Source organism: Micromonospora sp. WMMD710 (assembly GCF_029626045.1).
Lineage (GTDB): Bacteria > Actinomycetota > Actinomycetes > Mycobacteriales > Micromonosporaceae > Micromonospora.
On the sequence record NZ_JARUBD010000001.1, the window covers coordinates 1,183,203 to 1,205,856 of the forward strand.

Sequence of the window (22,654 nt, forward strand, 5' to 3'; positions counted from 1 at the left end):
CGGTGTCTACCTTTCCGGGGAAGGGTCGGGTGACTACGGGGTGTCCGCCCAGAGCCGAGGGGCGGGACGGTTGGCCGGGGGCGGGTTGGCGGCGGCGACGCTCAACATCGCCGCCAGTGGCGCCGGGTCGACGCGGGCCTCGGTCGTCGGCTGGTCGTAGATCACCTGGCCGTACTCGAGGACCGCCACCCGGTCCGCGATCTCGATCGCGTGCTGGAGCTGCTGCTCCACGAGCAGCACGGTGAGGCCGTCGGCGGCGAGGCCACTGATGAGTTCGCGTACGCGCGCCGCCAGGTCGGGGGAGAGACCCTCACACGGCTCGTCGAGCAGCAGCACCTGCGGTTGGCCGAGGAGTGCGCGCGCTATCGCCAGCATCTGCTGTTCGCCGCCGGACAGCTCGCAGCCACGGTGTCGCAGTCGTGCCGCCAGCCGGGGCAGCAGTTCGAGGATCCGGGCCACCGTCCAGCCCTCACCGCCGGGGGTGGCGGCCCGCCACGGCGCGGCCGCCAGGACCAGATGCTCGGCCACGGTCAACCGGGAGAAGACCCGCCGGCCCTGTGGCACGAGACCGACCCCGGACTGGGCGACGCGGTGCGGTTGCCGGCCCGCCACGTGCACGCCGCCGATCTCGATGCGGCCACTGGACGCGCGCACCAGCCCGGCGATCGTGTGCACGAGCGTGGTCTTGCCCGCCCCGTTGCGACCCACCACGGCCTGGATGCTGCCGGGGTGCACCCGCAGGCTGACCTCGTGCAGCACGATCCCGCCGGCGTAGCCGGCGCAGAGGCGCTCGACGCACAGCATCAGGCCACCCCGTCGGCGTACGCCTGCCGGACCAGCGGCGAGGTACGGATCTCGTCCGGCGTCCCGGCTGCCAACGTCTGGCCGTCACGGAGCACGGTGACCGTGTCGGAGAGGGCGTACACCAGGTCCAGTCGGTGTTCGACGAGCAGTACGGCGACCGCCCTGGGCAGCGCCCGGAGCAGGTCGACCAGGCGGCCGACCTCGGTGGCGGACAATCCGGCTGCCGGTTCGTCGAGCAGCAGCAGGCGGGGGCGACCGGCAAGGGCCATCGCGATCTCCAACTGGCGTCGTTGCCCGTGTGCGAGATGCCCGGCGGGCACCGCCGCGACGTCGGCGAGGCCCATCTGGTCCAGCAGTGGGCCTGCCCGGTGTTGTGCGGCGCGCCGGCGTTCGCCGGGCCACCACCTGCGGCGCGCGATGACCCGCGGGAGCGCGGCCACCACGATGTTCTCCGTCGCGGTGAGCGTCGAGAAGACCGCTGGTCGTTGGTGTATCCGGTTGATGCCTCGCCGGGCCCGTGCCGCCGGGCCGAGCCGGCCGATGTCCCGCCCGTCGAGCCGCACCGCACCGCGCTGCGGCGTCGTGGCGCCGGCGATCACGTTGAGCAGGGTCGTCTTACCGGCTCCGTTGGGACCGATGAGCGCGTGCCGCTGGCCGTCGTGGATGGCGAGGTCGACGCCGTCGAGCGCGGTCAGCGCGCCGTAGCGCACGCGGACATCCTGGGCGCTGAGCAGCGGGGTCATGGGCGTAGCTCCGGCACCGTGGCGTGTTCGCGGGCCGCCGGCGCGTCCTGGTGGGTCGGCGGGACGGTCACCGGGCGCAGCCGGCCCCGTGCCCGGGTGACGCCGGAGGGCAGCAGGTAGACCGTCGCCACGAACAGCGCGCCCAGCACCAGCGGCGCCTGGCCGGGCAGCACCCCGAACAGCCAGTCCCGGGCGGCGATGACGAGCGCCGCGCCCACCAGGGCGCCGCCGACCGAGGCGGTACCGCCGATGACGACACCGAGCAGCAGCAGCGCGGACGTGTCGAAGCCGAAGTCGGCCGGGGAGATGTACTGCTGAGCGACGACCAGCAGCGAGCCGGCCGCACCGGCTATCGCCCCGGCGGCGACGTGTGCACCGGACACCTGCAGGGGCACCCGGTGCCCGCTGGCCCGCAGCCGTGTCTCGTCGTCGCGGCCGGCGCGCAGCAGCAGCCCGGCCCGGGTACGCAGCAGCAACAGCACGGCGCCGACCAGCGTCGCCACGACGACCAGCGTGTACAGGTAACGCGCCTGATCGGTGGCCAGCGCCGGCAGCCCCCAGAACGGGCGGACCGCGGGTATGCCGGCCAACCCGTCGGTGCCACCGGTCACCGACCGCCAGCGACCGAGGACGGTCACGACGAGTTCACCGATCGCCAGAGTGATCATCAGGATGATCACCCCCCGGGCGTGGACGACGAGCGGCACGGTCAGCGCTGCCAGCACCGCCCCGGCGCCCGCCGCGACGGCGACCTGCACGACGCCGACGTCGGAGATCCGGCTGCCGAGCACCGCGCTGGCGTAGGCGCCCGCCGCGTACGGTGCGGTCTGGCCGAGGGTGGGCATGCCCGCGACGCCGGTGAGCAGTGCCACGCTCACGCCGACCAGGGCCAGCGCCAGCGTCCGGGCGAGGATGGCCGTGGTGTAGTCGTCGACCACCCAGGGCGCCACGACCAGGCCCGCCAGGACGAGCACCGCGACGGCGGCGCGGGCCCACCGGATCACCTCGTCCCTCACGTCGTCCTCCACCTGGCGGCCAGGCCACGAGCCCGCACGGCCAGCACGGCCGCCATGGCGGCGAACAGCAGGAACGGCGCGGCGGACGGCAGCAACGCCACGCCCAGCGTCTGGATCTCACCGATCGCGAGCGCGGCCAGCAACGTGCCCGCCATCGACCCGAGACCACCGAGGACCACCACCACCAGGGACAGCAACAGCACCGTGTCGGCCGTGTCCGTGCCGGGGCCGATGATCGGCGCCCCCAGGACCCCCGCCGCGCCGGCCAGCGCACCGGCGGCGGCGAGCACACCGGCGCGGATCCGGGCGGGGCTCACCCCCAGGCAGGCGACCATCTCCGGATCGTCGACCGCCGCCCGGACGAGCATCCCGGCCCTGGCGCGCCGCACCAGGAGGTAGAGCGCGGCGGCGATCAGCGCGGCGACGACGATGAAGACGAGCCGGTACGCGGCGTACCGGTGACCGGCGACCGCCACCGATCCGTCCAGGGCGGCCGGCACCCGGACCTGCGGATCGTCGGGCCCGAAGCCGGCGACGAGCAGGCTGCCGCCGGCCAGCGCCACCCCGAAGGTCAGCAGAGCCTGGGTCAAATGGTTGCCGGTGGCGATCGGTGTGAGCAGGCCGGCCAGCAGCACCCCCGCCGCGGCGGCGGCCAGCACACCGACGGTCAGCGCCAACGCCAGGCTCGCCCAGCCGCCGTCGAGCAGCGCCGCCGCGGTGTACCCGCCGATCGCGTAAAGGGTGCCGTGCGCCAGGTTGAGGATGTTGGCGACGCCGAAACAGAAGACCAGGCCCGAGGCGGCGACGAAGACGAGCAGCCCGTAGGCGACTCCGTCCAGCGCCGGGATCAGGTACGGGTCGATCCGGTTCGTGCCGGCCGCCACCGCGATCACCGGCCGACGGTCGCGAGGTCACCCACGACGGTGTTGGACAGCGCCCGGCCGTCCTGGCGGACCTGCCGCAGGTACCACTTCTGCACGGGGGAGTGCGTGGCGGTGGAGAACTGCCAGGTGCCGCGCGGGCTGGCGATCTGACCGAGCTGACCGATGGCCGCGTTGATGGCCTCCGGAGTCGGGTCGCTTCCGGCGGCGCCGATCGCCCGGTCCAGCACCGCCGCCGCGTCGTACGAGGCGAGCGCGTACGTGGTCGGCGACCCGTCGTGCTTGGCCTTCCACGCCGCCACGAAGGCGCGGTTCTCCGCGTTGTCGAGGTCGGGCGAGTAGTTGAGCACCGAGTAGATGTCCCGGGCGGCCTCGCCCTGGGCGTTGAGCACACCGCCCTCGGTGAGGAAACCGGCCGCGTACAGCGGGATGTCCTTGATCTCGGACTGCGCGTACTGCTTCACGAAGTCGACGGCGGCGCTGCCGGCGTAGAAGGTGTAGACGGCGGCCGCGCCCGAGGCCTTGATCCGGGCGAAGTACGGCGTGAAGTTGGTGGTGGCCGGGAACGGGGTGAAGGTGGTCTTCCCGTCGGCGTTGGCGAGCTTCCCGCCGATCTTCCCGAACGCGTCGGTGAAGCCGCGCAACTCGTCCCAGCCGCCCTGGTAGTCCGGGCCGATCGCGTACACCGAGCCCTTGACGTTGTCCCGGACGTGCTGGGCGATCGCCGCACCGGGCTCGTCGGACAGGTACGAGGTGTGCCAGACCCGGGAGACGTCCTTGAGTTCCGGTCGGCCGTTGGAGCCGACGAGTGGCACCTTGGTCTCGTTGAGCAGAGGGGTGACCCCGGCGACCGAGCCGCCACCGACGATGCCGGTGAGCGCGGACACCCGGTCCTGCTTGAGCAGCTTGGTCGCCGCCGGCACGGCGGTCTGGGCGCCGTTGCCCTCGTCCGCGACGACGAGGTCGACCTGCCGACCGCCGAGCTTGCCGTCGTGGGTGTCCAGGTAGAGCTGGAAGCCGTCGCGGATCTCCGTGCCGACGGCCTGGTACGTCCCGGACAGCGATGCGAGCAGGCCGATCTTTATCGATCCGCCGGCGCTCGTGCCGGGCCCGTCGTCGCCGCAGGCCGTGCTGACGCCCAGCACGAGCGCGAGCACTGTCGCGGTGAGGGCACGGCTGCGCCCAGGGGTGGTGAGAGACATGCGTTTCTCCAGGGGAAGTGAGGTGTCACCGGCGTGGGGGCGCCGGGGGTCGTCAGCGGCTGCGGGCGAGGGCCGCGCGGGCTGCGGGGGTCATCGTGTCCCCGATGCGATTGGCCAGTTCGGTCATCTCGTACGAGACCTTGCCCACGTCGCACTCCGGCGCGGCGAGCACCAGCAACGAGGCCCCGTCGTTGAAGGCCATCGAGAACATGAACCCGCCCTCCAGCTGCGTGACGTTCGAGATCACCGCGCCGGCGTCGAAGAAGGCGGCCGCGCCCCGCAGCAGGCTGACCAGTCCGCTGCCCGTCGCCGCGAGCTGGTCGGCCCGGTCCGGTGGCAGGTCGCGGGTGGCGGCCACCATCAGGCCGTCGCTGGAGATCGCAATCGCATGGCTCACCTCGGTCGCGCGGGCCGCGAAGTTGTCCAGCAGCCAGCCGAGATCCTGTTGGTCGCTCATGTGCTCTCCTGTCGCCTCATCAGTTACCGAGGTTGATCGGGGTGCGCCGGCGGGTCGCCACGCCGCGGGCGTAGGCGGCCATCGCCGTCGCCACCTGGGCCGGGTCGCGGTACTCGGACCGTTGCTGCTGTTGGGGCACGGTGACTCCGCCGGGCACGAGATGCCGTTGCGGCTGGCGTTTGGGCAGGCCGGACGTGGTGGTCGTGGCGACCTCGGGAGCATGCGCCTGCGCGGCGGTGCGCCAGGCGTCATCGGCCGGGCTGGACCACTCCCGGCCGTCCTGTCCGTTGACGACGTCGGTGTGGAACCAGTGGTTGACCTGTTCGAAGATGAGCAGCTCCTCGGTGGGCGCGTCCCCCCGGTCCGGGGGTGGGGGAGTCGGTCGGAACACCGGCGCCGCGGGCAGGGTCCGTGCGACCGGCGGGCGTCCGGCGGTGGGTTCGGGGCGCGGCTGGTACGGCGGCGGAGGGCTGGCCGTCCGGGCCGCGCGCCGCGACAGGCGACCGGGGGCCAGCAGGTACTCCTCCGGAGGCAGGGACCGGATCATCGAGGCGGGCAGCGTCGCCTCGGCGAGGGTGCCCCGGCGGGGGCCGCGTCGCAGTTGCACGGTGGCGCCCAGCCGGGCGGCGAGCTGACCCACGACGACGAGGCCCATGGCCCGTACGGCGGCGACGTCGATGGCCGGCGGATGGGCCAGCAGCTCGTTGAGTTGTTCCATCCGCTGCGGGGACAGCCCCACGCCCTCGTCGCTGATCTGGACGATGACACGGTCGCCCAGACTTCGGCCGCTCACCCAGGTCTCGCTGCCCGGCGGCGAGTACGTCGTCGCGTTGTCCATGAGTTCGGCGAGCAGGTGCACGACCTCGTCGACGGTCTTGGCCGCGACGGCGACGTCCCTGTCGATCATGCCGAGCCGGATCCGGGCGTAGTGCTCGATCTGGGACAGCGCCGCCTGGAGCACCTGTTGCAGGGGGACGTCGTGCTGGCGTACCCGGCCAACACCGACGCCGCCGAGCACCAGCAGGCTGGCGTTGATTCGTCCCATCCGGGTCGCCAGGTTGTCCAAGGTGTACAGCTGGTGGAGGCGGTCGGGGTCGGTCTCGTCCCGCTCGACCAGGTCGACCTGGGCCAGGACGGCGTCGACGAGCCGCTGTTCGCGGCGGCTCAGGTGGATGAAGATGTCGGCGGTGTTGGCGCGCATGACGGCCTGCCCGGCGGCGGTCCGGACGGCGGCCTGGTGCACGGCGCTGAACGCCTGGCCCAGCTCGCCGATCTCGTCGTCGCTGGACGATTCGAGGGCGGCGACGGACTGCTGGCGGGCGAGCTTGTGCGGATCGACGGCGGCGCTGCCCGGCTGTTGGAGTTGGGCCACCACGGCGGGCAGTTGTTCGAACGCGACGGCGTTGGCCGCGTCTCGCAGGCGGCGTAGTCGCCGGGTGATCTGGCGGGCGACGGCCCAGGTGACCAGTGCGGTCAGCACCAGCGCCAGGAGGACGCCGGCAGCCTCGGCCACGGCCCGACGGCGCTGGTCGGCGTGCGCGGCCCGGACGTCGTCGAGCACCGCGGCGTCGACGCGCGCCCGTAGGTCGGACAGGCGGGCGGCACGCGCCTGCGTGGTGGACACCCAGGCGGCGGTCTCCAGTTGCAGGGGCGTCCCGGGCTGTGCCCGCGACACGTCGTCCTGCATCCGTTGCAGGGCGAGTGCCTCCTTGCCGGTGCCGGCCTGCTCCCACCAGACGCTCCAGTCGGGCGGGGCCAGGGCCAGGAAGGCCAGGCTCGATTCGGTGTAGCTCGTCCGGGCCGCGGTGATGTCCTGCTGCATGGCGGGGGTGAGTTCGCCGGCCGCGACCGCGCGGAGCACGGCCACCTGCTGCTGCCCGATCGCCTCGGCCGTCTTCGACAGCGCCGCCGAGGCCCGGATCCCGTCGGCGAGCTGGGCGTTGACCACGCCGTGCGAGACGTTCTCCCGCAGGTTGATCAGGTCGGCGATCGCGATGCGGTAGCTGAAGGTCATCGCCGACACCGAGGCGTGTGCCGCGGTGCGGACCTGGGTGCGCAGCGGGGCGAGGCCGTTGAGGGCGGCGTCGATGCGCCCCAGGAGGGGCTGGTTGGCGGTGGCGTCGGCGGGCAGCAGGCCTCGTTGCCGGCGGTAGCGCTCGGCGGCGTCGTCGGTGGCGGCGATCTCCGCGCCGAAGGCGTCCTGCTGCTCCGGTGCGGCGTAGGTGAGCAGGTCGGCGGCGGCGATGCGCTCGCGTTGCAGGCGGTAGGCCAGGTCCCCGGCCTCGGCGCCGACCTGGGCCAGGATCCGCAGGTCGCTGGCTCGGTCTGTCTGGCGTGCGCTCTCGGTCAGCGCGAGACCGGCGAAGCCGATCACGGCGACGAGCGGTGCCGCCACGATGAGGCGCATCCGGCCGGCGATCTTCCAGCCGCGCCGGCGGGTCGGGTAGGGTCGGGCCGTGTGAGACCTCGTGCTCGACGCCAAGATGGACTCCCACGACTCGTCGACGACGGTCTATCCGCACGTTGCGAAATGCAAGTCCCATTCGGCCGGAAGCCGCGCTCGTAGGCCAGACCTGACCGTGGTACAAACTGCCCGTACCAGCATCTGTACCCAACGTCAGCGGCCGGTGACGCCGCGCAGGGTCAGCCGGTCCGTGAGGTTAGCGCTGGTCGTCGTGGGGGCCGCTCGCCGGATCCCGTAATCGGTCGTGCGGCTCGGGTTGGCCGCTGAGGACCTGGCCGATCAGCTCGCGGAGCTCGTCGATGGCGTCCACCACCGCACCCGGATCGCGCGCGTCACGCCGAGCGTGCTGGCGCGGCGCCGCCCGCTCCATCGGCACCGGGTCCGAGGATCGGGGGCCGCGGCGACCGTCGGCCGCCAGTTGCTCGGCGGCTACCTGCGGCCACAGTGCGGCCAGCAGGCCGTTGGTGCCGAGCACATCGTCACAGCGCACCGCGAACTCGTGGCTGCCGAACCGACGACCCGACTCCACCGCCGCGACCGTCTCCCGACTGAACCGCACCAGATCCGCCAGCGCTCGCTGGGTCAGGCCCCGCCGGACGCGACAGTTGCGCAGTTCCCGCCGGAACCGCTGACTGGCAGCGTAGTGAGTGGAGCTCGACGGGGATGTGTGCTCCATGCGCTCACCTTCGTGCAACGGGGAATCGGCAGCGGACGCAGATCGAGATTGTCCGATGCGCGCGGCATTCGTAGAGGGCAATTCTTAACCCAGGACGTGATGGGTGTGAAGACGTTGACCGACATGGATCGCCGATGTGACCGGTGGAGGGTGGGCCGTGCCGCCCGCCGCCACACCGGGTCCGTACGCAGGTGGCCCCGCTCGGCGCGCGCTCACCCTCCGGCGGTGGACGACTCGACGGTCGCGGCCTCTCGTGCCGCCGGGACGGCGACGGGTGCCGTGATATCGATTATCGCGTTCAGTGTGTGGTGCGCGCGAAACGCGACATTGGGTTTGTATGAACGATGTTGTTCGGGTGCGAACCGTAGGCCGGGAATTGCCGCGGCGAGTCGGGTGAGGGCGATGCCGGCCTCCAGCCGGGCCAATCCCGCGCCGATGCAGAAATGTGGACCGTGACCGAACGACAGGTGATCCCCGACGTCCGGCCGGTGTGGGTCGAACCGGTCCGGATGGGCGAAGACCGAGGGGTCCCGGTTGGCCGCTCCGATCAACAGCAGGCAACGCGCCCCCGCCGGGATGGTGACCTCTCCCAGGGTGACGTCGCGGCGGGTCACCCGGAGCCAGCCGTCGATGGCGGGCGCGAACCGCAGCGTCTCGGCCACGAACGCGGGGACGGTCCTCGGATCCTCGGTCAGCGCCGCCCACCGCTGTGGAGTGGACAGCGCCTGGTCGAGAGCGTGGGCGAGCAGGCCGGCGGTCGTTTCGTGGCCGGCGACCAGGAGATTGAAGGCCAGGCTGGCCACCTCGGGCACCGTCAGCACCGCGTCGTCGTCGTCGCGGTAGGCCAGGGCCCGGCTGATGAAGTCGGCGCGCCGGTCGCCGCTGTCCACCCGCTGGCGCACGAGTTCCTGGCAGTACTGCCAGAACTCCAGCAGGCCCTGCGCCAGGCGTACCTGCTCGGCCGGGTCCGGTTGCCCCCAGATGAGAGCGATCTGACCGTCCGCCCATCGTCTGATCCGCGCGATGTCGGCGTCGGGCACCCCGAGGATGTCCAGGACCACCAGCAGGGGAAGTTCGGTGGCGAAGGCCGCGACGAGGTCGACCTGATCGCCCTGGCGGGCGACCAGCCGGGACACCAGCTGGTCGACCCGGCGGCGGACGATCGCGCCGTACTCGGCCTCGACCCGGTCGGCGGTGTTGGCGAAGGTGGCCCGTAGCGCCCGCCGGGTGCGAGGGTGCGCCGGCGGGTCCGCGGCGGCCGTCGTGGGTGGCGCGTCGATCTGCACGACGACGTTCATCGCCTCCGGGCAGACCTCGTAGACCGGGGCGAGTGTGAGGGCGTTGGCGAACGTCGCGGTGTCGGCCAGGGCGCGTCGGACGTCCGCGTGCCTGCTGATCAACCACAGTCCCAGATCGTCGGCGTAGTGCGCCCTGTAGGGATCGTCGAGAATGCGTCGCCACATATCTGCCGGATCGGTGAGATAGACCCCAGTGAACGGATTCAATCGCATGGAACGCCTCCTGATGCATCCGGCGCGAAACCGGCAGCGCCCCCGTTTGGCGAACCGCGTCAGCCGGGCCGATAATGGCGCGCATCTGCCTCTGATACCTTTACGGTGCGCTGGCCAGCCGCCCAAGTCAAGATAGGTTGTCGTCTATTTAAAGACGGGTTCATTGCGTGTTGCAACGGACGGGTGACTTCGGCCAACTGCAAGTTGCGGGCCGGGTATTGCCGGTCAGTCGGCCACGCTGAACAGGCCGTCCGCGCGGTACTCCGGGCCTGCGGCGCCTGATCAGGTCGGTATCAGCGACATCGTGGATCCCGGCGTCGCGCCTGCGTCGGGCACCGCGATAACGAGACGTGCCGGGGTGGCCGGGGCGGGCGATCGATCACGACGGCCGGTGGAGACCCAGATTTCCTCACGACCGGGAAAACGACCCCTCGGTCAGTGGGTGACGCCGTGCCGGTTCGCCACCTGGCCGCAGGATCGCCTCGCAAAACGGCGGCAGACAGGTGTCGTGGGGGCTCCCGCGCCGGCCGGAACCCCCACGTCGTCCTATTGCGGCGCCCGTGCGCCCGGACCGGTCAGGGTGCCCACGGGGAGGCGATGGCCCAGGTGCTGTCGGCGGCCCACAACGCTGGCGTGTTGTACGCGTCACCGCCGGCGCCGTTGCTGAGCCAGACCTCCGAGTTGTAGTGCCGCAGGTACCTGCCCCGGAAGTTGTACGACTCCAACGACACGCCCGTGCCGGTCAGTCCGACGCGCGCGCACCATGTGGCGTCGGCACGCATGAGCGCGGAGCCGTCGTCCGGTGAGTTGCGGACCCGGGAGTTCTGGTGGCGCAGGTACTGCCCGGGGAAGTTGACCGACTCGAACGAGTAGCAGCCGGCGGCGGCCAGGCCGGTCCGGATGGTGTACGTGGCGTCGGCCTTGAGCAGGCTGGGGCTCGCGGCGTCGACCACCTCGGTCCAGGCCAGGCTGTCCCGGTGACGCAGGTAGCGGTTGGTGAAGCCGGGCGTGGTCACCTGCAACGACCGTCGCGTGTTGACCGGCAGCGCGACGGGCGCCGAGCTGCCGATGGTCTTCGAGGCGTTGATCAGGGCGGTGTTGGCGGCGCGAACCCGCGCCTGATCCATCTTGGTCACCTGCCGGTCGTACGTGAGGAAGCCGTTCAGTTCGCCCTCCAGGTCGGTGATCTCGGTGTACACCGACGCGCTGAGCCCCTTGCCGAGCATGAGGTTCTGGCTGCCCTGAACCAGCCCCACGTACCGGTCGGTGAGCGCGCTCGAACTGGTCTGCCACTCGTAGGCGAAGAAGCTGCCGTTCGGGCTGTACTCGTGCCCCGGTGTGTGCAGGCCCAGGCCACCGAACTCACCGAGCACCGCGATCCGGCTGCTCGACGGTGCGGGGGAGTCCGGCCCGAGGTAGACGTGCCAGTCGTCGATGTCGCCGTTGCCGGGGTCGCCGAGGGACTGGCAGCAGTTGTGGCCGCTGTGCGGGTTCACCAGACGTGTCGGGTCCTGGTTCTTGATGTTCTGTGCGACCCGGCGGGTGTCGGTGAGGGATCGCTCGCCCCAGCCCTCGTTGTACGGCGTGTAGGCGATCACGGCCGGCGAGCTGCGGTGCTCGTCGACGATCTCGCGTGCCTCGGCCTCGAACTGTGCCTGCTGGGCGTCGGTGGGGTTGATGTCCTGCGCGGTCAGCGACGGGATGTCCTGCCAGACCAGCAGACCGAGCCGGTCTGCGTGGTAGAACCAGCGCTGCGGTTCGACCTTGATGTGTTTGCGCACCATGTTGAAGCCCAGGTCCCTGTGCTTCTGCAGGTCGAAGGCGAGGGCCGCGTCGGTCGGCGCGGTGTACAGCCCGTCCGGCCAGAAGCCCTGGTCGAGGGTGCCGGCCTGGAACACGAACTGGCCGTTGAGCTTGGGGCGCAGCACGCCGTTCACCAGGCCGGTGGTGATCTCCCGCATGCCGAAGTAGTGCATGGTCCGGTCCACTGTGGCACCGGCGGCGTTGCGCAGGGTTACCCGGAGGTTGTAGAGGAACGGATCGTCGGGTGACCAGCGGCGCGCGTTGGGCACCGGCACGCTGAAGTCGGTGAAGCCACCGGTGGCCGATCCGACCACGCTGCTGCCGGTGAGCGCCTCGGCGAGCACGCTGTACCCGCTCACATCGCCCCGGGTGAAGACCCGGACCCGCAGGGTGTTGTTGCTCAGGTTCGGGTAGACGTCGACGCTGCTGATGGAGGCGGCGGGCACCGGCTCCAACCACACCGTCTGCCAGATCCCCGAGCTGGGGGTGTAGAAGATCCCGCCAGGTGTCTTGGTCTGCTTGCCGACAGCGGGCAGGCTGCCGTTCTGCCGGGTGTCGGTGGGATCCCAGACCTTGACGACGATCTCGTTCGCCCCGGCGGTGAGCTGGGGGGTCACGTCGATGGTGAAGGCGTCGTAGCCGCCGGTGTGCGCACCGACCCGTACACCGTTGACCCACACCGTGCTCTGCCAGTCGACGGCACCGAAGTGCAGCAGGGTCCGCCGGCCCGACCAGTTCGCCGGAACGGTGACGGTACGCCGGTAGAACAAGTAGGTGCGGTTGTCGTTGGCGGCCCGCTGGATGCCGGAGAGGGCACTCTCCACCGGGAAGGGCACATTGACCCGCTCGGGCAGATCGGTGCCGAACTGCGGCGCGTCGTCGGTGGCCGACTGGCGTAGCTGCCACTCGCCGTTGAGATTGAGCCAGTCCGGCCGGGTCATCTGGGGTCGCGGGTACTCGGGCAGTGGGGTGCCGACCAGCGCCCGGCTGGTCCAGGGTGTGGTCAACGGCGGCGTCTTGGCCGGTGCGGCGTGCGCCGCCGGTACGGGCGCGGCGAGAACGCCGGCGACGAGGGCGAGAATGAGCAGTAGCGGCAGGGCGGGGCGGATGGGGACCTGACGTGTCATGCCGTCTCCGTGGGGAGGAGTCGCCGCGGGCGGTGCAGCCAGGCCCGAAGCGCGTGGGCGGTGGGCGTCGGGGTGGTCACTGACGAGGGACGGGCGTCATCAACGGACATCGGTGGGATTTCCACGCGCCGCAGCGGCAGATATATTGACATCAATCACCACCTCTATAGCGTTATAGAGCCGCGCCGGACATCCCGTCAATCCTTGAACGTCAATGCCCTGCCGGCTCGGGACTCGGAGTCGGCGTCGCGGAGGGTCGGCGATGGGCGTCAGTCTGAAGGACGTGGCCGAACGTGCGGGCGTGTCGCTCGCCACGGTCTCGAACGTGGTCAACGGCTACCGACCGGTGGGGGAGCGGACCCGGCGGCGCGTGCAGCAGGCGGTCGACGAACTCGGGTACAGCCCCAACCTCGGTGCCCGCCATCTCCGCCGGGGGCGTACCGGTCTGATCGCCCTGGCCATCCCGGAACTGAACAACCCCTACTTCGCCGAGCTGGCCGAGATCGCCATCTCCGAGGCCGCCGGGCTCGGCTACACACTCGTGATGGAGAACACCGCCGCGGACCGGGAGGCGGAGCTGGCGCTTCTGGACGGCTCCCGGCGGTACGTCATCGACGGCCTGATCCTCAGTCCGGTGCGGATCGGTCGGGCCGAGGTGTTGGCGCGGACCGCCGACAGTCCGCTCGTGCTGATCGGCGAGGGCGTCTCCGACGTGCCGCACGATCACATCGCCATCGACAACGTGGCCGCCAGCCGCGCGGCGATCCAGCATCTCGTGGCGATCGGCCGCCGTCGGATCGCGTTCATCGGGGCCACCCTCGGCGGGGACCGACAGTCGGCGCAGCTGCGGGTCCGCGGCTACCGGGAGGCCCTGGCCGCCGCCGGCCTGCCGTACCGCTCGCGGCTGGTCGCCCGTACCGACGCGTTCGGCCGGGTCGACGGGAAGCGGGCCATGCGTGACCTGCTGGCCCTCGGTGACCCACCGGACGCGGTGTTCGGGTACAACGACCTGGTCGCCATCGGCGCGCTACGGGCGTTGATCGAGGCCGGCCACCGGGTGCCGGAGGACGTCGCGGTGGTCGGGATCGACGACATCGAGGAGGGACGGTTCAGCACCCCGACCCTCACCACGATCGCACCGGACAAGCGGGAGATCGGCCGCCTCGCGGTGCGCCGGCTCATCGCCCGCATCGAGGGCGCCGAGGTGGCCGGGCCGCTGACCGTGCAGACGCCGTTCCGGCTCATCCGGCGAGAGAGCACCGGCACGCCGGGCGGATGACGCCCGACAGTGCCACCCGGGCCGAGGTGGCACCCACCTGGTCGGCTGACGCCGCGGTACGGCGTCAGCCGATCCGGTGTCCGTGCTCCTTCGGCGTGGGCTGGGGTTGCTGGTGCCAGGGATCTCCGGTGGCGCCGGCGCTGAGGTGTTGTTGGTAGCTGGCCACTTTGGCGTTGATCAGTTCGAGGCAATCCTGCAGCTGCGCGAGTTGCTCGGTGATGTGGCGGCGGTGTCCACGCAGCAGTTCGAGCCGTTCGGCCTCGTTGCCGGTGCCCTCGCGGACGAGTTGGGCCAGGCGGCTGATCGTCGCGAGCGGCATCCCGGAGGCCCGGAACTTCACGCAGTTCGCCAGCCACTCGACGTCCCAGGCGCTGTAGACGCGCCTGCCGGAGCCGTCCCGCCGCACCTCGCCGGCCAGCAGACCCGCGCGCTCGTAGAGCCGCAGGGTGTGCACGCTCAATCCGGTGCGCTGCGCCACCTGCCCGATGCTGAGGCCCCTGTCCGCCATGGCATCGACCGTAGCCCGTTGACCTAGACCTCGGTCTAGCACCTAGCGTCCGCGGCATGACCAGCGACACGACCCACGCCACGTTCGGCGCCCACAGCACCACGAGAGACGTCCTCGCCGGAGTCGACCTCACCGGCAGGACCGCCGTCGTCACGGGCGGCTACTCCGGCCTCGGCCTCGCCACGACCCGTGCGCTCACCCGGGCCGGCGCCCGGGTCGTCGTCCCGGCCCGCAGGCCCGACGCCGCGCGGCAGGCCCTCGCCGGCGTTGCCCGGGTGGAGGTCGAACAACTCGATCTCGGCGACCTCGCCTCGGTTCGCGCGTTCGCCGAACGGTTCCTTCGCCACCATCCCGCCCTCGACATCCTGATCGCGGGCGCCGGGATCATGGCCTGCCCCGAGACGCGGGTGGGGCACGGCTGGGAGGCGCAGTTCGCGACCAACCATCTCGGCCACCACGCGCTGACGAACCTGCTGTGGCCCGCGCTCACCGCACCCGGCGCGGCTCGCGTCGTCTCGGTCGCCTCCGGACGTAACCCGGCGTGGCGAATCCGTTGGGACGACGTGCAGTTCGAGCGCGGCTACGACAAGTGGGAGGCCTACACACAGTCCAAGCTCGCGAACATCCTGTTCGCCCGTCACCTCGACCTGCTGGGCAGACCGCACGGCGTCCGCGCCTTCTCGGTCAATCCCGGTTGGATCCTCACCGCCCTGCAACGACACCTCGCGGCCGAGGAGATGGTCGCCGCCGGCTGGATCGACACCGACGGAACGCCCAGGCCGGGCCTGTTCAAGACCGTCGAGCAGGGCGCCGCTACCCAGGTCTGGGCCGCCACCTCACCCGATGTCGAGGCGGACGGCGGCGGCTACTGCGTGGACTGCCGCGTCGCCGACGGCAGCCCCACCGACAGCGTTTCCGCAGCCCGGCTCTGGGCGCTCTCGGCCGACCTGACCGGTCTCGACCTCACCGACCGGGCCTGACCAGGCCAGCGCGACCGGAGGTGGACGGAATCGCGCTTCCCGGCCTGATGGTGGTGCCATACACACCGCCGGTGTCTGAGGTATCGGGGGACTTCGAGATCCACATAACGGCCTACGCTTCCCAGGCCGAGAAGCTGTCGGCGTTCGCCACCGAGCATGGCGTGAAGTTCGTCCACATCCTGCTCGATCGAGGCACGAACGTCTCGCAACCGATGCTCACCCTGACCGGGCGCGGCACCCTGGCCGATCAGCACACGGCGGTGCGACGGTGGCAACGCGACCTGCGCGAGGCAGGCGTACACCCGTGCCGTTCGAAGATCGAGGCGGCGCCGTGGTGCGTCGGCGTACCGCAGTCGGATGAGCAGGCGGCGGCCGAGCCTGGTGGCCGGTACTTCGAGCATCACGTCAAGCTCCTGGTGTCGAACCCGCCGGTGGCGGATCTGGTGGCTCTCACCGATCTGGTCGCACCGCACGGCGCGCGGCTGTCCCGCAACGCCCGCCGGGAGTTCGCGGACGGCGCGCAGGAGCGATTCGTCAACCAGCGCTGCCGCGGTGTCGGTCGCGCCACCGCGACCAAGCGGCTGAACGAGCTCGTCGACACCCTTCGGGCGGCAGGCTACGAGCCCATCGCGGTCGAGCAGGAGTACGTCGTCTTCGACAGCCACCTGCACCACGATGAGGGCTGGCTGGACTCTCGCACGCCGGGTGCGAGCAGTTGGGCCCGGGAGCGCGAGAACAAGATGAGGTCCGCACCGGCCGGCGCCCCGGACTACCCGCCGACGTACCAGCCGCTGCCCGGCAGCCCGACCGTCCGCCAACGGGCGGCGTTCGACCCCGCCCTCCAGCAGTATCCGAACGCCTACCGCGCCGGCGAGCCCGCCTTCCTTGAGGCGACTGTCGGCGAACGGTGGACCACCGCCCGACGCGCCGCCATGCAGCACGTCCTGGCCGTCATCGCCGCGACCAGGTGGCGTCCGCACCTGGTCCTGCGGGGCAGCGTCACCATGGCGGCCTGGGTCGGTGCCGCGGCCCGCGAACCGGGTGATCTTGACTTTGTCGTCAGCCCGCGCACCGTCACGAGCGACAGCGCCGATGCCCGCACGCTGCTCGACGACATCAAGACCGCCATCCGGAACGCACCGGGCGCCGGGCTGCGACCGGAGCGGATGACCGAGGCCGCCATCTGGACGTACGAGCGCGCTGACGGACGCCGACTGCTCATCCCGTTCAGCGCGCCGGAGGGCCACGTACAGATCGACATCGTCTTCGGTGAACGGCTGCCGCTCCCGCCGGAGGCGATGACACTGCCGAACATCGACCAGCCGGTGCTGGCCGCGCCCGCCTCGCTGGCCCTCGCGTGGAAGCTGCTGTGGCTGGCCACCGACCGGTATCCGCAGGGCAAGGATCTCTACGACGCCGTCCTGCTCGCCGAACACACCACCGTCGACCAGGCTCTCGTCCGGGAACTCCTGCGACCGGAACTCGGTGCCGAGGCCGACACGTTCGCGGCCGAGACCGTGCTGTCCTGGCAGGTCGACTGGCCCAACTTCACCGACGAGTGTCCCGGCGTCACGGGTACCGCCGACCAGTGGGCACGGCGGCTCGCGGTGGCACTCGACCACGCCTGGGCCTGATCCCGCCCGACCCGCCCGATCGGCACGGCTCGACGGTCACCCACCGCTCGACTGTGAGCGATCACAAGGACGTCGCCACGCCGTTCGTTACGTCTTGACGAACAGCATGTTATCGCTCACTCTCGATGGAGAGGATGACGGCATTTCGGGGCTCACCGGGCGATCCCCGCTGGCCGCACCTCGGATCACGACGTCCCCCAGGGCATGCGGACGTCGCCTCAGGACTCTCCGTAGTCGGCGCGTGCCGCCGGACTGCGTACGTCGGTGCGAGGTGGCCCGGGAGGACCGTCCCGGACTCCCTGGCCAGCCGGCGCCGACCGTCCCGACCGGGTTGTCCTGAGCGAAGTGGCACATCACCACCACCGATGCAACCACTGAGAAGGAACAACATGAGACCCAAGAGAACTCTGCTGGCGACGGCGACCCTCGCGGTCGCACTGAGCGCGGGCATGACCGTGGCGCTGGCACCCATGGCCAGCGCCGGAACCACACTGAAGGCGTCGGCGGCCGAGAAGGGCCGCTACTTCGGCGCGGCCGTCGCGACCGGCAAGCTGTCCGACAGCCAGTACGTCGGCATCCTCAACGCCGAGTTCAACAGTGTCGTGGCCGAGAACGAGATGAAGTGGGACGCCACCGAGCCGCAGCAGGGCCGGTTCAGCTACACCGGTGGTGATCGTCTGGTCAGTCACGCGCGCGCCAACGGGATGAGCGTGCGGGGTCACGCCCTGCTCTGGCACGGGCAGCAGCCGGGCTGGGCGCAGGGGATGTCCGGCAGTGCGTTGCGCAGTGCGGCGATCAACCATGTCACTCAGGTGGCGACGCATTTCCGGGGGCAGATCTATGCCTGGGATGTGGTGAACGAGGCGTTCGCCGATGGTGGCGGCGGTGGTCGGCGTGATTCGAACCTGCAGCGCACCGGCAATGACTGGATCGAGGCGGCGTTCCGGGCCGCGCGGGCCGCGGATCCGGGTGCGAAGTTGTGTTACAACGACTACAACACCGACGGGATCAACGCGAAGTCGACCGGCGTCTACAACATGGTGCGGGACTTCACGTCTCGTGGCGTGCCGATCGACTGCGTCGGCTTCCAGTCGCACCTGGGCACCACGATTCCCGGTGACTACCAGGCGAACCTGCAGCGTTTCGCCGATCTTGGTGTCGACGTGCAGATCACCGAGCTGGACGTGATGACCGGCGGCAACCAGGCCAATATCTACGGCACGGTCACCCGGGCCTGCCTGGCCGTCACGCGCTGCACCGGCATCACGGTGTGGGGCGTGCGGGACAGCGACTCCTGGCGTGGCAGCGACGACGCGCTGCTGTTCGATCGGTCGGGCAACAAGAAGGCGGCGTACACCTCCGTCCTCAACGCCCTCAACGCGGGCTCCAACCCGACCACGCCGCCGCCGGGCTCCCCGGTGGACACCAGCGCCTGGTACGTGCTGGTGAACCGCAACAGTGGCAAGGCGCTGGACGTGTACAACCGGGCGACGAACGACGGCGCCCGGATCACCCAGTGGTCCCGCAACGACGGGGCGTGGCAGCAGTGGCAGTTCGTGGACTCGGGGGGTGGCTACTACCGACTGAAGTCGCGGAACTCCGGCAAGGTGCTCGACGTCTACAACTTCTCCACCTCTGACGCCGCCGCGATCGTGCAGTGGAGCGACGGCAACGGCACGAACCAGCAGTTCCGGCTCGCCGAATCCGCCGGTGGCTACGTGCGGGTGATCAACCGCAACAGCGGCAAGGCCGTCGAGGTGCAGGGCGCGTCCACCGCCGACGGGGGAAACATCGTCCAGTACACCGACTGGGGTGGCAACAACCAGCAGTGGCAGCTGATCCGCATCGGGTAGCTGCCCAGCACCGCGGTGGCGCGGACGGGTTCGTCCGCGCCACCGTCGGCGCCGTGCGCGGCACTCCGCGCCGCACCGAGGCCTCCGCCAACCTCTCATATAGTCGTGCGATGGAACGGGTCCGACAGGCGTACTCCTCCGTCGCGCAGCTCTACATCGAGCTGTTCGGCACCCGTCAGCAGGTACACGTCGACGACCTCGCCTTCATCGAGCGGCACCTGGCGGGTGGCCCTGGAGCGGTGCTCGACCTGGGTTGCGGGCCTGGTCACATCACCGAGCACCTTCGTTCCCTGGGCGTGGACGCATCGGGAATCGACATGGTCCCCGAGTTCATCGCCCACGCGCGGGCGACCCATCCGGGCGGCAGGTACCACCTCGGGTCGATCGAGCGGCTCGACGTTGCCGATCACTCCATCGCCGGCATCCTGGCCTGGTACTCGTTGATCCATCTTCCGCCGCGGCATCTCGACGACGTACTCACCGAGTTCCGCCGGGCGATGGCCCCAGGCGGGACTCTGGTGATCGGCTTCTTCGACGGTGACGAGTTCGCCGCGTTCGACCACAAGGTCACGACCGCCTACCGCTGGCCCGTCGACGAGTTCTCGGCGCGACTGGTGCGCGCCGGCTTCGCGGAGGTGGACCGGATGCAACGACCCTTCGATGGCACCCATCGGCCGCACGCCGTCATCGCGGCGACCGCAACCGAACAGTGAGGTGACCCGGCGAGCCTGCGTGCCGTTCTAGGCCAGGCACCGAGAGCCTGTCGATCGTCTGGCAATGGGCCCTACATCAGCGAGCCGGGTGGCCTGGCGGGCCGGACCCCAGACGGCCGGGGCAGAAGGTCTGCCGACCGAACACGTGCGATGCCCGCCGACGATCCGCCGTTTGTCCGACCTGCTCGTCGGGCAACAGGAATCACCATGACGAATGAACGAGCGAGATCCGTCGGTGGCTACGTGATGCGAATCCTCGGCGTGGTGGCGATCGTCGTGGGCATTCTGGGATTCTTCGCCAGTCTGCCGCAGGGCAACCTCGTCGGTGTGGTCCTTGGCATCGTCTTCATCGCCGGTGGAGCCATCCTGCTCAAGCGCTCGGGAGGCGTCGGCCGAGCGAGAGAGGCAGCCTCGGCTCCAGACGGCACGCGTTGAGGGGCGTGCCCGGGGTGGCCGCCGTGGCGACGACCCCGGGCGGCTCTCAGGCCGGGACGCGACCGGCGATCTCCGGTGCGAAGAGTGCCGACGGAGGGTCCATGAGATGGGTGACACGGAGGAACGCGGTGGCCAGCACCGGGTCCTCGGTCGCAGCCCGGCGGAGGCGTTCCAGGTAGGCGCCGCGCCGCTGGTCGAGCATGGACCGGTCTCCCACCGCCTTCGGGAGGCGCAGGTCGTTGGCGGCGACCGCCGCCCACGGCACGTCGATGACCGCGGCCGCCGCAGCGAAGAACCGGCTGGCCAGATCGGTGGTCCCATCCTTGAGCAGCCGTCGGAGGATGCCCGCCTCCAGGGCGGCCACGGTCATCCCCTGGCCGTAGATCGGGTTGAATGAGCACATCGCGTCGCCGGTGACGAGGTACCCGGCCGGGAATTGGTCGATCCGGTCGTAGCGCAGCCGGGTGCTGGCCGGGTATCGCATCTTCACCGGATCGCCGATCGGCTCGGCGGTGCGCATGATGGTGGCGACGTCCGGGCTGTCGAGCGTCTCGGCGAACGCCAGCATGCCGTCGTCGTCGGTCGGCGGCACACCGCCGAATCGGTCGCTGATGCTGACGATCCAGGTGTCGTTCTCCTGGGCGAGGACGAATCCGCCGTGCACGTTGCCCGGGTAGGCGTTGACCGAGGCGCCGGCCCGGCCGTCGAGATGGTGCGGCTCGCGGCGATAGCGGCGCGTCACGTACACCGTCGGCACCTCGATGCGCTCCTCCTCGACCTGCGGAAAGCCGAGTGCCGTCAGCATGTGGCGGCTGCGTGAGCCACGCCCGCTGGCGTCCACCACCAGATCGGCGTCGTCGACGGAGACCCGCTGACCGGCGGCGGTCGCTGTCACGCCGACGACGCGATCACCCTGCGCCGTGCAGAGCAGGTCGTCGACCGTGTGCTCGGGCCGGACCACCACATTGGCCAGCCCCTGCACCCGGCGCCGGATCACGAACTCGAGTAGCGGACGGCTCGCGGCCAGCGCGGTCATGCCGGACACGCCCTTGGCCAGCGGCCGGCCGCCCAACCACCACCGCATGTCGTCCTGCACGTCGAAGGTGGGGGCTCCGAGCCCGGCCAGTTCCGCGCCGAACCCGTCGAACAGCCGCTCCATCTCCTGGCTGCCACGCGTGAGCAGCCCGTGCACGTGGCTGCTCTGCGGCACGCCGCGTCGTGGCTCGGGCTGCTGCGGCAACGTGTCGCGATCGAGCACGACCACCTCTTCGAAGGACTCGTGCAGCGCCCGTGCGGCCAGCAAGCCTGCCAGCGAGGCGCCGATTACCACGGCCCGCCCGTTACCCATTGTTCCCATGCGAATTCTGGTTCCCGTCCTCGATTGTCGTCGGCTCGACGCTAGCGTGGCCGAAAACCGAAACACGGACCTGCCTACCCGTCAAATCGTCATTGGTCCGATTTGGCGGGTGCTTCTTGTGGCTGATCCAGTCGGCATCCACTATCCGTAAACCAAAACTGCATATAAATCCTCAGTGCAAGCGTTCATGACGTAGGCACAGGGAGCTCTCATGACCGACACCGGCCCGCCCTCGTTCAGCGGCGTGCACCACGCCTGGGCGTCGCGCACTCCGGTATCCAGACCGTGAAGGATCCGTTCCCCTACTCGACGGTCATCTTCCGGGACATCGACAACATTCAGCTGGAGGTCGTCGCGTTCGGCGTCTGACCCGGCCGACCGACGAGCGGCGACATGGAATGTTCGTCGCGAACCAGGGCACGTACGACTGGAACTGCTGATCTGAGGAGTGGACATGACCAAGGTTCTGATGGTGTTGACCTCGCACGACCAGCTGGGTGACACCGGCCGGAAGACCGGTTTCTGGCTCGAGGAACTGGCCGCGCCCTATTACCGGTTCCGGGACGCCGGATGGGACGTGACGCTCGCGTCGCCCGAGGGTGGGCGGCCACCCCTGGACCCGAAGAGCAACGAACCGGACTTCCAGACGGATCAGACCCGCCGCTTCGGTGCGGACGCCGAGGCGGAACGGCAGCTCGACAACACGCTACGGCTGGACTCGGTGTCGGTCGGCGACTTCGACACCGTCTTCTACCCGGGCGGCCACGGCCCCCTGTGGGACCTCGCCGAGGACGAGAATTCGATCAAACTGATCGAGCAGTTCGTCACGGCGGGCAAGCCGACCGCGCTGGTGTGCCACGCGCCGGGCGCGCTGCGGCACTGCGTGACCCCCGACGGTCAGCCGCTGGTCGCCGGGAAGCGGGTCACCGGGTTCACCGACAGCGAGGAGGAGTACATGGGCCTGACCAAGGTCGTGCCCTTCCTCGTCGAGGACGAGCTGATCGCCAAGGGGGCGCAGTTCTCCAAGGCGGGCAACTTCGAGCCGCACGTGGTGACCGACGGGCTGCTCGTCACCGGTCAGAACCCGGCCTCCTCCGGGCCGGCCGCGGACGAGCTGATCTCCCTGGTCGGCCGCACCGCCGGCTGACCCCGGTCGCCTCTGTCGGGCGGGCCCTCGCGAGGGCCCGCCGGACGGTTCACCGCACCACCGG

General features: G+C 70.6%; 19 protein-coding genes. 7 read left to right on the forward strand and 12 right to left on the reverse strand.

The window, feature by feature from the left end; translation table 11 throughout:
* Positions 1 to 33 precede the first annotated feature (33 nt).
* The 10 genes from O7620_RS05365 to O7620_RS05410 form a co-directional block, all read right to left on the reverse strand.
* Complete coding sequence (locus O7620_RS05365) at positions 34 to 804, reverse strand: ABC transporter ATP-binding protein (protein WP_278122107.1); 771 nt, start codon at positions 802 to 804, stop codon at positions 34 to 36.
* On the reverse strand, positions 804 to 1,547 hold the full coding sequence (locus O7620_RS05370) for an ABC transporter ATP-binding protein (protein ID WP_151492396.1): 744 nt from the start codon (positions 1,545 to 1,547) through the stop codon (positions 804 to 806). The genes O7620_RS05365 and O7620_RS05370 overlap by 1 nt, the downstream gene beginning before the upstream one ends.
* Positions 1,544 to 2,563: a branched-chain amino acid ABC transporter permease gene (locus tag O7620_RS05375; RefSeq protein ID WP_192580452.1), complete on the reverse strand. Its 1,020-nt coding sequence runs from the start codon at positions 2,561 to 2,563 to the stop codon at positions 1,544 to 1,546. Before O7620_RS05375 ends, O7620_RS05370 begins: the two co-directional genes overlap by 4 nt.
* Positions 2,560 to 3,456 (reverse strand): branched-chain amino acid ABC transporter permease, encoded by an 897-nt coding sequence (locus tag O7620_RS05380; protein ID WP_278122108.1) that lies wholly within the window; start codon positions 3,454 to 3,456, stop codon positions 2,560 to 2,562. Before O7620_RS05380 ends, O7620_RS05375 begins: the two co-directional genes overlap by 4 nt.
* On the reverse strand, positions 3,453 to 4,646 hold the full coding sequence (locus tag O7620_RS05385; protein WP_192580451.1) for an ABC transporter substrate-binding protein: 1,194 nt from the start codon (positions 4,644 to 4,646) through the stop codon (positions 3,453 to 3,455). Before O7620_RS05385 ends, O7620_RS05380 begins: the two co-directional genes overlap by 4 nt.
* A gap of 52 nt (positions 4,647 to 4,698) precedes the next feature.
* Positions 4,699 to 5,103, reverse strand: coding sequence for a roadblock/LC7 domain-containing protein (locus tag O7620_RS05390; RefSeq protein ID WP_278122109.1), 405 nt, complete (start codon positions 5,101 to 5,103; stop codon positions 4,699 to 4,701).
* Between the two features lie 19 nt (positions 5,104 to 5,122).
* Positions 5,123 to 7,510 carry a nitrate- and nitrite sensing domain-containing protein gene (locus tag O7620_RS05395; protein WP_278122110.1) on the reverse strand — a complete coding sequence of 796 codons (2,388 nt, stop codon included), beginning with the start codon at positions 7,508 to 7,510 and terminating at the stop codon, positions 5,123 to 5,125.
* A 253-nt stretch (positions 7,511 to 7,763) separates the two neighbouring features.
* Complete coding sequence (locus O7620_RS05400; protein WP_278122111.1) at positions 7,764 to 8,243, reverse strand: helix-turn-helix transcriptional regulator; 480 nt, start codon at positions 8,241 to 8,243, stop codon at positions 7,764 to 7,766.
* A 212-nt stretch (positions 8,244 to 8,455) separates the two neighbouring features.
* The gene (locus O7620_RS05405; protein WP_278122112.1) at positions 8,456 to 9,754 is read right to left on the reverse strand and encodes a cytochrome P450; all 1,299 of its coding nucleotides are present in this window, start codon (positions 9,752 to 9,754) and stop codon (positions 8,456 to 8,458) included.
* 575 nt (positions 9,755 to 10,329) lie between these two features.
* The gene (locus O7620_RS05410) at positions 10,330 to 12,684 is read right to left on the reverse strand and encodes an AbfB domain-containing protein (protein WP_278122113.1); all 2,355 of its coding nucleotides are present in this window, start codon (positions 12,682 to 12,684) and stop codon (positions 10,330 to 10,332) included.
* A gap of 262 nt (positions 12,685 to 12,946) precedes the next feature.
* Between O7620_RS05410 and O7620_RS05415 the strand changes: the two genes are divergently transcribed.
* Positions 12,947 to 13,963, forward strand: a complete 1,017-nt coding sequence (locus O7620_RS05415) for a LacI family DNA-binding transcriptional regulator (protein WP_278122114.1) — start codon at positions 12,947 to 12,949, stop codon at positions 13,961 to 13,963.
* A 64-nt stretch (positions 13,964 to 14,027) separates the two neighbouring features.
* Here O7620_RS05415 and O7620_RS05420 read toward each other — a convergent pair whose 3' ends face one another.
* Positions 14,028 to 14,441 carry a MerR family transcriptional regulator gene (locus tag O7620_RS05420; protein WP_278122115.1) on the reverse strand — a complete coding sequence of 138 codons (414 nt, stop codon included), beginning with the start codon at positions 14,439 to 14,441 and terminating at the stop codon, positions 14,028 to 14,030.
* 86 nt (positions 14,442 to 14,527) lie between these two features.
* Here O7620_RS05420 and O7620_RS05425 point away from each other — a divergent pair, with 86 nt between their 5' ends.
* The 5 genes from O7620_RS05425 to O7620_RS05445 all read left to right on the forward strand — a co-directional run bounded on the left by O7620_RS05425 (position 14,528) and on the right by O7620_RS05445 (position 20,086).
* Complete coding sequence (locus O7620_RS05425) at positions 14,528 to 15,451, forward strand: oxidoreductase (protein WP_278122116.1); 924 nt, start codon at positions 14,528 to 14,530, stop codon at positions 15,449 to 15,451.
* Positions 15,452 to 15,522: 71 nt separating this feature from the next.
* Positions 15,523 to 17,085 (forward strand): nucleotidyl transferase AbiEii/AbiGii toxin family protein, encoded by a 1,563-nt coding sequence (locus tag O7620_RS05430; RefSeq protein WP_278122117.1) that lies wholly within the window; start codon positions 15,523 to 15,525, stop codon positions 17,083 to 17,085.
* 389 nt (positions 17,086 to 17,474) lie between these two features.
* Positions 17,475 to 18,938 (forward strand): endo-1,4-beta-xylanase, encoded by a 1,464-nt coding sequence (locus O7620_RS05435; protein WP_278122118.1) that lies wholly within the window; start codon positions 17,475 to 17,477, stop codon positions 18,936 to 18,938.
* A gap of 110 nt (positions 18,939 to 19,048) precedes the next feature.
* A complete protein-coding gene (locus O7620_RS05440) occupies positions 19,049 to 19,651 on the forward strand; it encodes a class I SAM-dependent methyltransferase (protein ID WP_278122119.1) in 603 nt (200 codons plus the stop codon).
* 207 nt (positions 19,652 to 19,858) lie between these two features.
* Positions 19,859 to 20,086 carry a hypothetical protein gene (locus O7620_RS05445; RefSeq protein ID WP_278122120.1) on the forward strand — a complete coding sequence of 76 codons (228 nt, stop codon included), beginning with the start codon at positions 19,859 to 19,861 and terminating at the stop codon, positions 20,084 to 20,086.
* Between the two features lie 46 nt (positions 20,087 to 20,132).
* Here the strand turns inward: O7620_RS05445 and O7620_RS05450 are convergent, their stop codons facing one another.
* Positions 20,133 to 21,434: a squalene monooxygenase gene (locus O7620_RS05450; protein ID WP_278122121.1), complete on the reverse strand. Its 1,302-nt coding sequence runs from the start codon at positions 21,432 to 21,434 to the stop codon at positions 20,133 to 20,135.
* A gap of 463 nt (positions 21,435 to 21,897) precedes the next feature.
* Here O7620_RS05450 and O7620_RS05455 point away from each other — a divergent pair, with 463 nt between their 5' ends.
* The gene (locus tag O7620_RS05455) at positions 21,898 to 22,590 is read left to right on the forward strand and encodes a type 1 glutamine amidotransferase domain-containing protein (RefSeq protein ID WP_278122122.1); all 693 of its coding nucleotides are present in this window, start codon (positions 21,898 to 21,900) and stop codon (positions 22,588 to 22,590) included.
* Positions 22,591 to 22,654 lie beyond the last annotated feature (64 nt).

Coding starts and splice junctions, on each gene's coding strand:
- O7620_RS05455 (WP_278122122.1), top strand. CDS start 21,898: ATGACCAAGGTTCTGATGGTGTTGACCTCGCACGACCAGCTGGGTGAC.
- O7620_RS05410 (WP_278122113.1), bottom strand. CDS start 12,684: ATGACACGTCAGGTCCCCATCCGCCCCGCCCTGCCGCTACTGCTCATT.
- O7620_RS05445 (WP_278122120.1), top strand. CDS start 19,859: ATGACGAATGAACGAGCGAGATCCGTCGGTGGCTACGTGATGCGAATC.
- O7620_RS05440 (WP_278122119.1), top strand. CDS start 19,049: ATGGAACGGGTCCGACAGGCGTACTCCTCCGTCGCGCAGCTCTACATC.
- O7620_RS05425 (WP_278122116.1), top strand. CDS start 14,528: ATGACCAGCGACACGACCCACGCCACGTTCGGCGCCCACAGCACCACG.
- O7620_RS05405 (WP_278122112.1), bottom strand. CDS start 9,754: ATGCGATTGAATCCGTTCACTGGGGTCTATCTCACCGATCCGGCAGAT.
- O7620_RS05435 (WP_278122118.1), top strand. CDS start 17,475: ATGAGACCCAAGAGAACTCTGCTGGCGACGGCGACCCTCGCGGTCGCA.
- O7620_RS05385 (WP_192580451.1), bottom strand. CDS start 4,646: ATGTCTCTCACCACCCCTGGGCGCAGCCGTGCCCTCACCGCGACAGTG.
- O7620_RS05365 (WP_278122107.1), bottom strand. CDS start 804: ATGCTGTGCGTCGAGCGCCTCTGCGCCGGCTACGCCGGCGGGATCGTG.
- O7620_RS05390 (WP_278122109.1), bottom strand. CDS start 5,103: ATGAGCGACCAACAGGATCTCGGCTGGCTGCTGGACAACTTCGCGGCC.
- O7620_RS05450 (WP_278122121.1), bottom strand. CDS start 21,434: ATGGGTAACGGGCGGGCCGTGGTAATCGGCGCCTCGCTGGCAGGCTTG.
- O7620_RS05370 (WP_151492396.1), bottom strand. CDS start 1,547: ATGACCCCGCTGCTCAGCGCCCAGGATGTCCGCGTGCGCTACGGCGCG.
- O7620_RS05400 (WP_278122111.1), bottom strand. CDS start 8,243: ATGGAGCACACATCCCCGTCGAGCTCCACTCACTACGCTGCCAGTCAG.
- O7620_RS05395 (WP_278122110.1), bottom strand. CDS start 7,510: ATGCGCCTCATCGTGGCGGCACCGCTCGTCGCCGTGATCGGCTTCGCC.
- O7620_RS05415 (WP_278122114.1), top strand. CDS start 12,947: ATGGGCGTCAGTCTGAAGGACGTGGCCGAACGTGCGGGCGTGTCGCTC.